We start from the raw sequence: 14,674 nt of genomic DNA, 5'->3' as shown, positions 1-14,674 counted from the left end.
GATTTGATGGAGACCAGCGGGATAATCCCCTACACCTATCTTGGATGGTGGAGCAAGTGGTTTTGGTATGCCCAAAACATAAACTTGCTCCCCGAAAAATAGAAGATGTAAGACATCTACCACATTTATAATCCAAAACCCTTGTTTCTTTTTACTTCTGCTTTCTCTGATTGCTTAATTTCTGCACATAAATACTCGTTGAAGTCCTTAAAGCCATTGTATAGCGTGGAGCAATTAGAAACAGAATCGCCTAATTCTTTGGCTAATTGTTGATAAGCATTCCTGCCTGCATCGTCATTATCCAAGTAGCATTGGATGCTGTCGTAATGCGATAATTTCTCTGTAACCTTATGAATATTTGAGACAGTATTGAGGACTATGTAATCTTGTTGGCTTAGCCCTGTCCGATGCGGATTCTTCAATTTTCTTAATGTCATAAAAGACAAAAAGTCCATAAAGCCCTCGAAAAGAAAGCAAATCTTCTTTGACTCATTGGCATAGAAAACACTAATATCCTTTGGAGCAATGCAGCCTTTGAAGAATGGATTGCGTACTTCATACCCGCCTGCACTATTGGGAAAACCAATCCCGAAATAGTGTTTACCATTAGAGTCGTAATGGAGTTCTTTACATACTGCGGTAGCTACCTCCATATCAATGCATCTTTCATGTAAATATCTGATAAGGGCAGGGTGCGCCAAAGGTAGAACTTTTAAGTTCTCAAAGGGTTGTGTGTGTTGCGGTGATTCCTTCTTTGAATAAGGAAAAGATAAGGGATACACACAGGCTGGGGCATTGCGTTCTATCTGTCTAATAAGATAGGACACATCGGAAGACTTATATAGTTCCTCTGCCAGAGCAATGATGTTTCCACCTTTGCCAATACCAAAATCATACCATTGGTTACGATCGGTGTTTACCTTGAATGAAGCATGGCTCTCCTGACGAAAGGGAGAAAGATACCACAGCTTGTTGCCTTGTTGCTTAGTGGGAGTATATCCCAGACTTGCAAGAAAATCCTGCAACTTTATCGTTTTAATTTCTTGTATATTCATATTACAACGAAGTTGGATGGTTTGAAAAATTGATGATTTGATGAAAATGCACATAACCATTTCATAACAAATAAATTACTTGCTCATCATGGTTTCATCACCGGACTTACCAAAAGAAAAATATGTATTTCTCTTTTGGCCAGTATCGTCTTTTCCTATCATCATTTTTTCATACTGATGAGTGGAAAGATGAACCAAATAGGCATTGCCAATCAATCTGTTATGTATACCTTTCATCATTTCATCAAAATAATGATTAAATGTTTGTGAGTTGTTCCTTGGTTACGGTATAGTATCTGCCTATTCGTTTGATGGGCGAATAGTTTCGCAAACTGTTGTAATCTATCTGATAAGTCAGATATGTCAGCGTGTTGGAAGCAGGAGAAAGTTTCCAAATATCCTGTACAATCCTTCGGACTTGGCTTTTGTCAGCCTTGCAGCCTGTGTTATTCAGCAGACATACCATATCATTGATACAGAAAGAATACTCGGTAACCACCATCTGCTCCATTACCTCTAAGCAGAGTTCAGACATTTCCAACTCTATCTTGTTTCTATTGCTGCGTATTATATGCTGTAAAGCGGGTGTAAAAGTCAGCTTGGGTGCAAACCACATACGACTTTCCTTTTGGGTAGATAGCGTGCGACGCTGCAGGAAATAAAGAAAGGCAGGTATCTCGGCTTTCAGCTTTTGCAGAAAGTCGGTATCATCGCTTTTGAGACGCTCTATCTTCCTTACCCAATATCGGGTTTCTCCCATGTCTATAATGACAGGGAGCAACTCGTTATTGGAGCACAACACGAACTTGGCAAAGAAGGAGATTTCATCTCGGTCTTTGCCCTTGGCTTCCACCTTATAGGAAAGTGTTGTGCTAAGGTTTTTCAATCTTTCACTATCTTCTCTACGGTTAAGCAATACTTCATCCACCACAATAAGTAGTTTACCTGCCCAGTCTGCGTTAAACTGACTGCGAAAATCCTCGTTGGTATTGAACGTTACATTGTTTTGGAAAACAGCTTTGAGAAAGTTAAGGAACGTACTCTTACCTGTATTGCGTTCTTCTGATACCATCAAGAGAATGGGGAGTTTCTGCACGGGTTGGAGATAAAGCAATTGCAAGTAATCCATGCCCAGCTCGTATTGTTCCCCAAAGATGTGTCTTATCAGGGATTTAACGTGCTGAAACTCTCCTTCTTTTGGTTGGTGTCCTATCGGCTCATAGAGATTTAGGAACTTGTCAACCACTGGTTGGTAGTTGACATGATTAGGAACAGTGCAGAAACCATCGTACTTTGGGACGGTGGCAATGAAGTCCTTGCCATAGTCCTGGCGTAGCGTTTCATTATTCCATACTATACGCTTCTTGACAAAACCACCATTAATGCGAGGTTGGTTCACAATCTTATACAAGGTTGTGCCAACACGAATAAAATTCTCGTTTTCCATAGCCTTACTTCTGCATTAAAGGTTTGCTACCCATAATATATCTCTGTGCTTCTTGGGCTATTTGCGCAGAAGTCTTGATAGGATTCTGACGCAGCCATGCTTCGAGTTCTGCTTTCTCAAAATAAAGCATCTTACCTTGTGGCTTATAATGAGGAATCAGATTGCCCGATGTGAGCTTGTAGAGATAACTCTTTGAGAGGTTAAGAAACTTGCTTGCTTCATCAAAGCTAAGCACATTTTTGTTTGTAAAGAGAAGTTGTTCGAGTTCGTAAACTCGTTCCTCTATGGTCTTTTCCATATTTTTTATTTGTTAGGTAAAACGATAGAGGGTACGCACCCTCGTTGCTGTTAACGAGGGCAAAATTAGAAACGATAAAAGTAAATGGCGTTGAGCAATGTTTGAGGTATCAACCTATGCTCAACCTTTTTTCAGTTGTTTGATGTAGTTATCAATGGTTTCCCATCCTTTCGGCTGCTTCATGTTGATTTGGTCTGTTGCGGTGGAAAGGTCGGTGCGTGTCAGTGGCGTATCTTTTGTTTTTCCCAAGACAAGTTCATTACGAGCAATCGCAGATTGCCATTCATCAGTAATGAACCCTCGAAGATTAAGACTTTGCATGAGATATGCCAGCTGGCGATTGTTGTTTGATTTCAAAACACCTTTTAGTTTACAAGCAAAAAAGTCTTTGAGTATCTTGGCAGATATGTGGGTCGTGAATAATTGGATTTCGTTGATGCAAGCGGTAAGAATCTCAATTTGCTCTTCTGTAAAATTAGATTGAAATTGATTTGTTTCTTTGCCAAGAATGACAGGTTTCTTTTTCTGCCCACATGGTTCATCGTTTATCAAAATTGAAGAGAGAGGCTGAACGGTTTGTACCTCTGTCAATTCAATTCGTTCTATTTCTCCCATGAGATATTTTGCATAGCGTTCATATAGAATCGCATCGACAAGATACGAGAACATCGGCAGGACATCATTATATAAGGTGTGTGTCTCAATGTATTTCGCATATTCAAACGAAGATACAGAGAATGAGGCATATTTCTGTTTTTGTTCTTTGGTCAGTGATTCAAAGAAGGAGCTTTCCCACAAAAAGTCATCATCGTTGTAATACTCCTCTACACATGCAAGAGCAGGATAATTCAGATAAATGGAAGATAGTTCATCGGTTATTCGGATATATTCTTTTTGCAAAATCTCTTTGAACTGTATATTGTTGATGCAACCTTTCTTCCTCAGAATATTTCCAATGAGCACATTGTAGGTCTGAGTAATGCAATAGCTTAATATTCGTTGAATACTGTCAAGCTGTATCTTTAGATTGTCATTTTCCATTTTTGCAATTTTCTAAGATAGGTATTGTTTACAAAGATAGGGCATTCGTTGGAGAAAAAGCCAAGAAAGGGAAATAAACAGAATAAAAGGGAAGAGTTGTCGTTAATTAAATATAAATCTGAGTGGCGAAAAACTATAAAAGTATACCTTTCTCATTGTATTGTTATATAGTACACTTTTAGTACATGTTGAAAAAGAAAAATCCCTTGTAAGTCAAAGACTTACAAGGGATTTTAAGTACCCAGACCCGGGCTCGAACCGGGATGCCTTGCGGCACTGGTGTTTGAGACCAGCGCGTCTACCTATTCCGCCATCTGGGCTTTTCCCAAATCCGATGCAAAGGTACATATATTTTTTTAACTTGCAAAAGATTTCACATAAACTTACGAAAAATCTCATATATACTTGCGAAAGATTTCACATAAACTTACGAAAAATCTCATGTAGATGGGTAAAGGGCGTGCGATTGCGGTGTGAAAGATTTCACATAAAAGTACTTATTCGAATAAGATACGAGTAAAAGTTAAGTAAAAATTCGAGTAAAACCCGAATAAGATTCGGGTAAGATCCGAATGAAATTCGAATAAAATTGCAAGTAAGATGATGGATATTCATTAAAATTGCAGCTTTTTCTTGCACATATCAATTAAAATACTTATATTCGTTGGCAGCGTAACGTCTATGTCTGAAAGGGCAAAAGCCCACCACTACGACTGCAAAAGGTGGTAGAAGGCTGGAGAACAAAAGCGCTTCATGCCCCTATGCTCCATTCATGGCGCAGTAAAGGGAGGCAGAAATGCAAAGACAGCAGGCACCATCAGGCCTGGAATTAGGTTCTTCTCAGCACAAGAGGGGTTGGAAGGCAAGACTTCGAGCAAGTAATTACCCCCCCCCTTGGAACAGGATTGTCACACACTAAAATTGTTAAAACAAATGACAACAGCATTCAAATCAATGACACCACCAATAATTGTCACGCACTAAAATTGTTAAAACAAATGATAACAGCATTCAAATCAATGACACCACCAATAATTGTCACGCACTAAGGTTGTTAAAACAAATGATAACAGCATTCAAATCAATGACACTACCAATAATTGCCACGCACTAAGGTTGTTAAAACAAATGACAACAGCATTCAAATCAATGACACTACCAATAATTGTCACACGCTAAGGTTATTAAAACAAATGACAACATCATTTAATAAATCAATGACGCCACCCGTAATTGCCACACACCAAAATTGTTAAAACAAATGAAAACAGCATTTAAATCAATAACACCACCCGTAAATCGCGAACATTACTTCTGCGTTATCCTCGCAGGAGGAAAAGGAAGAAGGCTGTGGCCTTGCAGCCGTGAGCACCATCCTAAGCAGTTTGTTGATTTCTTTGGCACAGGAAAGACGCAGCTTCAACAAACCTATGACCGCATGAAGCGGATGCTTCCACAGGCCAATATCTACATCAACACAAACGAAAGCTATCGCCATTTGGTAGAAGAGCAACTGCCCGAAGTGGCACCAGATCACATCATGGCCGAACCTATCTATCGCAACACGGCACCCAGTGTGGCATGGGCAACCCATCGCATCGCACGTGTTTGTCCACAAGCCTGCCTGCTGATGGTGCCCGCCGACCAAACCGTTGTGCACGAAGACATCTTCGAAAAAGACGTGATGGAGGCCTTCGCGTTTGTCGAACAGCACGCCAGTCTGCTCACCATGGCCGTCAAACCCACGCGCCCCGAGCCTGGATATGGTTATATTCAGATGGGAGAACGCAGCAGTGTCGGTGATATTTACCAAGTAAAAACCTTCACCGAAAAACCCGATCGCGACTTTGCCCAGCTCTTTTTAGATAGCGGCGAATGGTTTTGGAACACGGGAATGTTTGTCTCTCGCCTATCCTTTTTACAAGAGAGTCTATCCAAACTCCTCCCACCCGTGCTGCGTGAGCTCGACGAAATGCACCCCCATTGGACGCTTGATGACGAAGAAAACTATGTGAAACAATATTTCTCGCGCTACCCCAACCTATCCATCGACTTTGGAATACTTGAAAAATCCGAACAAGTATATTTCAAGAATTGCACCTTCGGCTGGGCAGATTTAGGTACATGGCATGGCATCTACGAAGCCATCAGCGATGAAACGACGGACAACATCTGCCTCGATTCGGCTGTCATTTTCGACGAAGCCCACCACAACATCGTCAAACTGCCCCACCACCGTTTGGCCATTATCCACGGATTAGAAGACTATATTGTGGCCGAGGAAGACAATGTGCTACTCATTTGCAAAAAAGAAGATTCATCTTCGCGCATCCGAAAATACATCACCGAGGTGGAATTACAGAAAGGGAAAGACTTTGTATAGCACATGCACATTTAAAATCACACACAAAATAATTTACAAAAAGAGCAAGAAGAGCGCTATACTCCCATCCGTAACAAACGACATTGGCCGACATGCTTGCAGCCATCTTTTTTACAGGCAAGCCCCCTTGCGCCGCGCCCTCAAGCTAAAGCTGCCATAAACACATACATATTACCCACAAAAACGCGCCACTTTGCCACATAATTGCAATGCAATCATGCGGCAAAGTGGCGCATTTTGCTGCACTATTCCACAATAGAGAAATCCAATTGCCGTTTCTCTAAGTTCGCTCCTGCCACTTGAATCTCTATCGCATCGCCTAATTGATAGCGATGATGATGCCGCCTTCCGCGCAAACAGAAGTTGCGTTCGTCGAACTCATAATAATCATCGCTCAGGTCACGCATGGGAATCATGCCCTCACAATGGTTCTCATCAATCTCCGCATAGATGCCATAACTCGTAATTCCGCTGATATGTGCGGCAAACGTCTCGCCCACTTTATCGGCCATAAACTCTACCATCTTATATTTAATAGAGTCGCGTTCGGCATTCTGTGCCACCAATTCCATCTCCGAACAATGCTCACAAAGCTCCTCATAATGCTTCTCATTCGCACTTCTTCCACCTTGGGCATAGCGCGTAAGCAGGCGATGAACCATCGTGTCGGGGTATCTTCTAATCGGGCTTGTGAAATGCGTGTAATAGTCGAATGCCAAACCAAAGTGGCCAATATTGTGCACACTGTATTTCGCTTTCATCATGGCTCTGAGCGCAACCGTTTGAATCATCTTCGCTTCGGGTTTGCCTTCGGTCTCATCCATCAGCTTATTCAAGCTGCGAGCCATCGCTCCTTTTGTGCCTTCGGTTTTCACTTTGTAACCAAATTTCACAATAAATTGACGCAAGGTTTCCATCTTTTGCGGGTCAGGATTATCGTGCACACGATAGGGAAGCGTCTTTGCTTTCCGCCCTTTCTTGGCCTTTCCGATGCTCTCGGCCACGGTTTTGTTGGCCAACAGCATAAACTCTTCAATCAACTTGTTGGCATCGTGCGACCGTTTAAAATAGCAACGCGTGGGCTTTCCCTTTTCGTCAACATCGAAATGTAGTTCTTCGCGGTCAAACTTCACTGCGCCATGCTCAAAACGTTTCTTGCGCAATGCCTTGGCTAAACGGTCGAGTGTGATGAGCTGTTCCGCATTTTCGCCCTTGTATTTCCCATTCTTAGGCACAGGAGCAGGCTCACCCGTACCATCAACCACACCATTTTCTTCTAACAACTGCTGCACCTCCTCGTAGGCATAGCGGCGCTTGCTGCGAATGATAGTGTGCACAATGCGGTAGGTTTTCACATTGGCTTCGTCGTCAAGTGTGAAGATTACGCTATAAGCCAATTTGTCTTCGTCGGGACGCAGGGAGCAAATGAAGTTGCAAAGGCGCTCGGGAAGCATCGGAATGGTGCGGTCTACCAAATAAATACTCGTCGCACGCTTCACCGCTTCTTTATCAATCACGCTCCCTTCCGTCACGTAATGGCTCACATCGGCAATATGAACCCCCACCTGCCACAGCCCTTTGTCGAGCTTTTCGATGGAAAGGGCATCGTCAAAATCTTTCGCATCGTGGGGATCAATGGTGCAAGTGAACGCCGACCTAAAGTCGTCCCGCTCGGCAACATCCTGTGGTGTAATCTCTCCTGTTATCTTATTTGCAGCCTCTTCCACCGCTTTTGGGTAGACATAGGGCAGTCCATATTGTGCCAAAATGGTGTTCATCTCGGTGTCGTTATCGCCTGTCTGGCCAATCACATCCACCACTTCGCCCACCAAATTCTTGTGTTCTGCGTCGGGCCATTGCGTGATTTTCACAATCGCTTTGTCGTTGGTTTTTCCACCTTTCAGCTTGCGTTTCGGAATGATAATGTCGCTTGCAAAGATGTTTTCGGGCGTGATGAGATAGGCAAAGTCCTTGCCTACACGCAGTTTTCCTACGAACTGATCTTTCTTTCTCTGCAAGATTTCAATCACTTGTGCCTCCTTGATATGATGTTGTCGGCGCGCCATGAAACTCACTTTCACGCGATCTCCGTTGGTAGCCCACAACGAATTGCGTTCCGAAACGAAAATAGGAGTGCCGCCATCATCGGGCAAAAAAGCGTTCTTGCCATTTGCTTTGCGCAAGAATGTCCCCTCTTGCACCTGCCCTTTCGTGTTGAGTTTGTAGGAACTATCGGTCACTTTCACCAGAAAATCATCCCATGCCATCTCCTCAATCATGTCGATAGCCAACATTTTCAGGGGGTGCGTGTCGAGCTTCAACGCACGGAAAATCTCTTTAAAACTCAATGTTCTATCACCTTGCGAAGAGAAAAACGCCTGCAATCGTTCCTGCAACTGCTTTCTGCTCATGCGCTTTCCACCTTTTTTTCCTTTTCCCATATTTTGATTTTTTTGTTTCTTTTCTTCACACAAAGGAACAAAAAAGAAACGACAAAAACAATTTTTGCATCACCTTTTCCATGCTTTTTCCGTATATTTGTTCCCAAAAAGCCGGAAATTCCCCGGTTCATCACCTCTATCATCAAACAATATGACAACAGAATTTTCCCCCGAAGCGATTGCCGAATACAGGAAACAAGTGCGCGAATGTATGTTGCTGGCACGAAAACCCAATGGTGAACCTTGGTTAGATGAGAAAGAAGCCGACCAACGTCTGCGCACATTCACTGACGACGAACTGGCTTTCGGCATGCCATTCAATACGCCCGAAGAGATGGCTTCAGTGCTCATTGAAGGCTAAGCTTCAATCGGTGGTTCGAACATCTCCCACCTTATTAATATACATTCACCGGCATTGGTGAAAAAAGACACAAAAAAAATCGGCAGTAAATCACTCACTCCCGATTCCAACAGGTGAGCCATTCTCTGGCTCAACCTTCACTTTTATTCATCTAAAAACCTAAACCTTATAACTAAAAACCAAAAACCTAAATGTGTAATCCTTACTAAACAATCTTTTGCTCCTGAGAGCTTACCTATTGAGTCATGTCAAAATGCAGCCGCATTGCATAGCGGACTTGCGTGTTTCGACGATGCAAAAGTAGAACAATTCTCTCAATAGGCCACAAAAAGGCATAGACTATTTCATCGAAAGCGCCTATTTTTTGACATAAATCAAAACCACAGGCCACACCATAAGCATTTTATCCTGCATGGAATGAAAAACATATCGCTTTAGCTTCGCCTTTAAAACAGGATAGAAAGAGGGACAAAATTTTGAATAAAGCGTTTTTTTCGGTAAAAAGATTTGCACTGTAAGTAATTTTTATTACCTTTGCAACCGTTTGAGAAAACAATATATCTACAAGTTAATTTTTTTATCAAGTTAAATTATTAGTCGTGTAATCAACAAAAGAGGTTGTACATTTAGGGTAACATTTTTAGGAATTAAGCACTATACACCATATATATGTTAGAAGAAGAGGCCACTGCATGATGGCCGAAACCAAATAAAAATCCCAGCTATCCGCTATGCGAACAACTGGGATTTTTTGTTTCACTATCCCTGCATGGGTCACCATTTTAAGTGGAAAACAGGCGGTAAGCGGGGGCGCAACAAACTATTTCTGCGCCCACTTGACAGCATAATCACTGCTCTGTCGCAGCATTATAGCTTTCCAATCACCTTGGTTAGCTGCTCACCCAAGCCTATGGTGTAGCCTTGTGAAAGGAAAACTACACGGTTAAAGGTGTCGGCAATGATGAAGATGGGCAACTGATTGCGCTGCGCAAGCTTCATTTGTGTGGCGATTTCTTCGCGTATTGCACCCGTCTTATCGATGCCAAAGATGGTGTTTTGGGGCAGAAGTCCAAACTCATTCTTCTGTTGTTCAAACTTCTTTGCCGCTGCTTCGTCGGTGAATAGCAGCACAAAGGGGCGTCCCCATTGGTCTAATTTGGCTTTCATCTTGGCAATATCGTGCAACGCATGATTGGTAGGTTCCTGGCCAACGCCTAAGATTCCCAACACATAATAGCCGCGTCCCGTTTGACTCAAGATAGAAACTTCCTTGCCTTCGTGGCTGAAAAGGTTCTCGCTATTGAAGTTTCCAAACACTTTTACGCCCTCGTCTTGTTGCCGAACGATGAGCTTCACCTGCGTAGTGTCGCCCGCTTCGATGCGGAAGAACTGATTATGTGCCAGCACACTTCCATCGGCCATGCGCTGTCCTGATACCAAAAGATAAGTGCCTTCATCGAGGGTTGTGCCGTTTTTAAACACATTATGCCAGGAAATGCCGCCGCCCATATCCACTTGTCCTTCGTCGAAATTCATGAGATAGGTCTGTCCATTGATGATTTTACTAATCGTGAAATAGCTGTAATACTTCGGATCGTCCAAGAAAGGCACGGGCTTAAAATCGAGTTTCAGCGTCCCCGTCTTGGCCACTTGCTGCTCTTCGGCATCGAAATCAACATCCACCCACTGATGATCCTTCTTATATTGCACCTTCCACGACACGTAATCCATGCGTGCTTCGATGTTCAAGCTGCGCGCAACATCCACAAAAAAGATGTCGCGACTGCGCGAATCGGTGAGCCTACTCTCCCAAACACTGATGGGAGTTTGCGGAATACGCATGGCTCTTGTGTCGGGATTGAGCTTGATGTGCTGCCTAATCCACGCCACCAACTGCGCGGGATCATGTTGGAAACGCGCCACCTCTTCCGGCGTAAAGGCTTTCGTTTCGAAGAATTGTTTGAAGGGTTTGAGAATCATTTCATACTCCACCCGAGGCGAAAGTTGGTTGCTTTTGGCCTGCATGTTGTCGTCAAGAATGACCATTGGCATATCGCGCAGGTCCTTATCGGTGAGGGTATTGAGCAAATCGAGTGCCCGTTGCGACTGCTGAGCATACTTCTCTACGAAAGCTTTGATGGTTCTCCAGTTGCCGCGAGCCTTTATAATATAAGGTATAGCATCGGGGATGGGGAAGTTTTTCAGCGTCTCTGCCGTTGGAAACGTAGCCACATAGGCATTGCGCAGCGAGTCTTCGTAGGCCAAACGCACGGCATTTGCGACACGCAACGCCTCGGGAACATCGGGCAAAAGCGCCTGCTCCTTGGGCGGAACAATGTCCAAGTCTTGCGCCTGGGGCACGTGTTGCGCATCATAAGCGAGCTTGATGGTGAGCTGTTTATCTTTACCAAACGTCGCTTTCACATAGCCAAAACGTCCGTTTTTCGATGCCCACACCAACATATCTCCTTTGCCTGCCGAGAGAAAAGTCATGCCTTGTGCATTCGTATATTTCGATGCGGCAGTGTAATATTCGGCATAATTATAGATTTTGAAATCCACTTTCGCATCGGCTACGGCCTTTCCTTGGGGTGTAACCACACGGAAAGCAATCTTTCCCGTGCTGCCATAGTTGTCGATGAGGTTGATTTCGGTGAAGTTATTCGTGCGCAACATCACCTCTTCGGGACCATTATAGTCGCCAAAGGCACGGGTGTGCATGAGCATTGCGCGCGAGGCCGGGGCATTAAACCAACCCAAATTCAACACGGGTTCGGGCTCACAAGCGCCTAAGAAATACCATTTGCCGTCGGCCCAAGCCTCAACCCACGCATGATTATCGTCGGTATGTGCCCAGCGGGGCGTATAGACTTGCCGCGCAGGAATACCCACTGCGCGCAAAGCTGCCACGGTAAAGGTACTCTCTTCGCCGCAACGTCCGCGCGCAGTCATGATGGATTGCAACGGAGAAGAGGTGCGTCCGTCAGATGGTTCATAGGTGACTTTCTCGTGACACCAATGGTTTACCTCCAAAATGGCATCGCGCATCGACAGTCCTTTCACGCGCGGTTTCAACTCATTCAGGAAGATTGCGCGCGAACTATCTAAGGGTTCGTTGTTCACACGCATGGGCAACACGAAATGACGGAACAGCAGTTCGGGCACCTTTTTGCCCCAAGAAAACTCGCGCTGTGTGCGCAAAGCCGACCGCACATTGCCCAGATGATAGGCCGTGGGATAATCGGTTGCATCGGCCACAGGCATATAAGCATAGAGAAAGTGCAAGGCTTCTTGCTCTTGTGGCGTGGCATGCAGCCCGTCCAAACGATAGAATTTCTCGCCGATGAGTTTCATTTTTGCCTGAAAGGCCGCATCCACTTTGGCACGATAGGTGGCATCGGTGATGAAATGTTGCGCTGTTGCCAGCAAGGAAACAAGGCACAAGGCCAGCGTTAGTAGACTTTTTTTCATTGTTTTATTTTTATTGTTCTTACATTTTCTGTTGGTGAGAAAAGCCCCATCGGGGCAGCTTTCATTCGCCATCTGCCAGCAAAGCCGCAATGGTGTGGGCCACCCGGCGCGCCGTTGTCTGCATGATGCAATCCTCTTGTGCACCGGCTGCGCCCATGCTTACCGCCGCATTCAGCAGCTTTGCGCGCGAAGGTTGGGGCTCACGTGCCGAGAAATGAAAGGCCATGACCTGCGTTTCGCGCCTTATCTTGGCAATGTTTTGCTCGTTCACCCCACATCCGGCCATGATGATGATGCGCCCCTTTGCCCAAGCATGGAGTTGAGAGAGCAACGCAATGCCCTGCTCGGCGGTGGGTTGTTGCCCCGAGGTGAGCACGCGTTGAAAACCCAAATCGCAAATCTCTTCCAAGGCTTCCCGGGGCGAGCGACAGCGATCGAAGGCACGATGGAACGTCACCGAGAGGCCTTTTGCATGCGACAAGAGGAAACGATTGGCCTCCTTGTCAACGTCGCCTTCGGGCGTCAGGCAGCCAAAAACCACGCCGTCGACGCCTAATTGCCGGCAGATGTCGATGTCGATGGCCATGCGTTGCAGCTCATCGGGCGTGTAAACAAAATCCCCTCCCCTATTCCTGATGATGACATGCAGCCGCGTTGTGGTGAGCTTCTCGCGCGCCATCTTGATTTCTCCATACGAAGGTGTGGTGCCCCCTTCGGGTATTCCCATGCACAACTCCACGCGATCGGCACCGCCTTCCTGCGCAGCAAGACAGCTTTCCACGCTGTTGGCACAAATCTCTATTTCAACATCATTTCGTTTCATCGTTGGTTTCTACGGCTAAAATGGTAGCTTTTACGCGGTAAAAGCCTATGAATTATGCGCTAATTTGGTAGCTTTTTAATGATATTTTGTATGATATTGCAGGTCGACCTGTCGCTTAAGAACACCGAATAAAGGCCTTGAGGCTCTTGCGCTGGGTCGCCCATATAGGGGTCACCCGGCTGCCATTGCTCGTGTTTGGCTACGGCATCGCCACCCCAAGCCCAAAAGTTGCAGCCCGAGAAGCCACTGCCTTGTTTCGCCTTTTTGAGGAAATCGTCGAACACAAAGGCATAATAGGCATCGCGGTTGCGCGTGGTTGTCTTGGGCGAGAAAGCGTAACCGTCGCGCGGATAGCCAAACTCTTCGAGCACCATGGGCTTATGCAGCGCCTCACTAATGGCCAGATGGCGCGCAATGTAATCGATGGTGTAGGTCACAGCGCGCCGCAAATGCACATCCAATGAGTCGCGATGTGCCCATCCCCAGTTGGCAGGCCAGATGTGAATGTTGGTATAATCCACGTTGGGGTCGCTGCAAATGCGCCGCCAACAGTCTATATCCATCTCGCAGCCCACCTCACCTTCGGAGCCAATCGAAATTAAATGGTTCTTGTCTAAGCTGCGAATGAGCCACGAAGCCCTGCGCAACCACGCCTCGAAGGCGGGCAGAGCCTCACGCGAAAAGGCGCGTGGCTCGTTGCCAATTTGCCACGACATAATCGATGGTTCATCGCGATAACGGCGGCCGGTGTAGCGATTTTTGCGCGTGAGAATGAAGCGCACATAGTTGAAAAACAGTTGCTGCGCGCGCTCGTTGGTGGCAAACTGTGCCGAATAGCGCACGTAGTTTTGATAGCCTACGACGGCCGGTTGCACGGCTTTTCCTGCCCCTGCCTGCTCCAAATAGTAGCCATAACCGCCGCTCCACTCCCAAGAATTGTTGAGATAGAGCACGGCCAACATGCCCCGACGCTCCATTTCTTGCAACAGATAGTCCAACCCGTCGAGCACACTGTCATTATAAACGCCGGGCGCACGTTGCAAAGTGGGCGTCACTTTGGACTTAACACCCTCCTCACCATCGCTCCCCACGAGCACGCGGAGGTTGTTAATGCCCATGCGTTTGAGCCGATCTAACTCAAGACCTAAGCGTCTTCGGTTGCCACCTTTGCCCGGAGAGCCCAGAATAGCGCCATACCACAGGTTGGCTCCAACGAAATAATAGGGTTTATTGTGATACCAAAGGCGCCCATCTTTCACTTGCACAAAGGGCGATTGCGAGGCAGCCGAACAGCCGAGAGCCAGCAAAAGGGCTGCAAAACAGGTGCGTAATCGTTTCATTTTTCTGTCGTTTT

Annotated in this window: 11 protein-coding genes and 1 tRNA gene; 2 read left to right on the top strand and 10 right to left on the bottom strand. The window is 45.6% G+C overall.

Annotation, left to right across the window (positions count from 1 at the left end; translation table 11 throughout):
• Positions 1 to 125: 125 nt before the first annotated feature.
• From HMPREF9431_RS10115 to HMPREF9431_RS10095, 6 genes are all read right to left on the bottom strand, one after another.
• Positions 126 to 1,055, bottom strand: coding sequence for a toprim domain-containing protein (locus tag HMPREF9431_RS10115; protein WP_040561562.1), 930 nt, complete (start codon positions 1,053 to 1,055; stop codon positions 126 to 128).
• A 75-nt stretch (positions 1,056 to 1,130) separates the two neighbouring features.
• Positions 1,131 to 1,295 carry a hypothetical protein gene (locus HMPREF9431_RS13025; protein WP_155813017.1) on the bottom strand — a complete coding sequence of 55 codons (165 nt, stop codon included), beginning with the start codon at positions 1,293 to 1,295 and terminating at the stop codon, positions 1,131 to 1,133.
• Positions 1,296 to 1,311: 16 nt separating this feature from the next.
• Positions 1,312 to 2,502: a primase-helicase family protein gene (locus HMPREF9431_RS10110; protein WP_004381178.1), complete on the bottom strand. Its 1,191-nt coding sequence runs from the start codon at positions 2,500 to 2,502 to the stop codon at positions 1,312 to 1,314.
• Positions 2,503 to 2,506: 4 nt separating this feature from the next.
• The gene (locus tag HMPREF9431_RS10105; protein ID WP_004344933.1) at positions 2,507 to 2,800 is read right to left on the bottom strand and encodes a helix-turn-helix domain-containing protein; all 294 of its coding nucleotides are present in this window, start codon (positions 2,798 to 2,800) and stop codon (positions 2,507 to 2,509) included.
• Between the two features lie 120 nt (positions 2,801 to 2,920).
• Positions 2,921 to 3,841, bottom strand: a complete 921-nt coding sequence (locus HMPREF9431_RS10100) for a hypothetical protein (protein WP_004381177.1) — start codon at positions 3,839 to 3,841, stop codon at positions 2,921 to 2,923.
• A gap of 238 nt (positions 3,842 to 4,079) precedes the next feature.
• Positions 4,080 to 4,161 (bottom strand) — tRNA-Leu (locus HMPREF9431_RS10095).
• A gap of 941 nt (positions 4,162 to 5,102) precedes the next feature.
• On the opposite strand from HMPREF9431_RS10095, the gene HMPREF9431_RS10090 reads away from it, so the two are divergent.
• Complete coding sequence (locus tag HMPREF9431_RS10090; protein ID WP_004381176.1) at positions 5,103 to 6,224, top strand: mannose-1-phosphate guanylyltransferase; 1,122 nt, start codon at positions 5,103 to 5,105, stop codon at positions 6,222 to 6,224.
• A 245-nt stretch (positions 6,225 to 6,469) separates the two neighbouring features.
• Here the strand turns inward: HMPREF9431_RS10090 and rnr are convergent, their stop codons facing one another.
• Complete coding sequence (gene rnr, locus HMPREF9431_RS10085; protein ID WP_004381175.1) at positions 6,470 to 8,665, bottom strand: ribonuclease R; 2,196 nt, start codon at positions 8,663 to 8,665, stop codon at positions 6,470 to 6,472.
• A gap of 151 nt (positions 8,666 to 8,816) precedes the next feature.
• Here rnr and HMPREF9431_RS10080 point away from each other — a divergent pair, with 151 nt between their 5' ends.
• Positions 8,817 to 9,026, top strand: coding sequence for a hypothetical protein (locus HMPREF9431_RS10080; protein ID WP_004381174.1), 210 nt, complete (start codon positions 8,817 to 8,819; stop codon positions 9,024 to 9,026).
• 867 nt (positions 9,027 to 9,893) lie between these two features.
• Here HMPREF9431_RS10080 and HMPREF9431_RS10075 read toward each other — a convergent pair.
• The 3 genes from HMPREF9431_RS10075 to HMPREF9431_RS10065 all read right to left on the bottom strand — a co-directional run bounded on the left by HMPREF9431_RS10075 (position 9,894) and on the right by HMPREF9431_RS10065 (position 14,660).
• On the bottom strand, positions 9,894 to 12,497 hold the full coding sequence (locus HMPREF9431_RS10075; protein ID WP_004381173.1) for a transglutaminase-like domain-containing protein: 2,604 nt from the start codon (positions 12,495 to 12,497) through the stop codon (positions 9,894 to 9,896).
• Between the two features lie 61 nt (positions 12,498 to 12,558).
• A complete protein-coding gene (locus HMPREF9431_RS10070; protein WP_004381172.1) occupies positions 12,559 to 13,320 on the bottom strand; it encodes a copper homeostasis protein CutC in 762 nt (253 codons plus the stop codon).
• Positions 13,321 to 13,379: 59 nt separating this feature from the next.
• On the bottom strand, positions 13,380 to 14,660 hold the full coding sequence (locus HMPREF9431_RS10065) for a glycoside hydrolase 5 family protein (RefSeq protein ID WP_004381171.1): 1,281 nt from the start codon (positions 14,658 to 14,660) through the stop codon (positions 13,380 to 13,382).
• Positions 14,661 to 14,674 lie beyond the last annotated feature (14 nt).

This window comes from Segatella oulorum F0390, assembly GCF_000224615.1.
Lineage (GTDB): Bacteria > Bacteroidota > Bacteroidia > Bacteroidales > Bacteroidaceae > Prevotella > Prevotella oulorum.
Note: the sequence above shows the minus strand (reverse complement) of the source record. Positions and strands in the feature narration are given on the sequence as shown.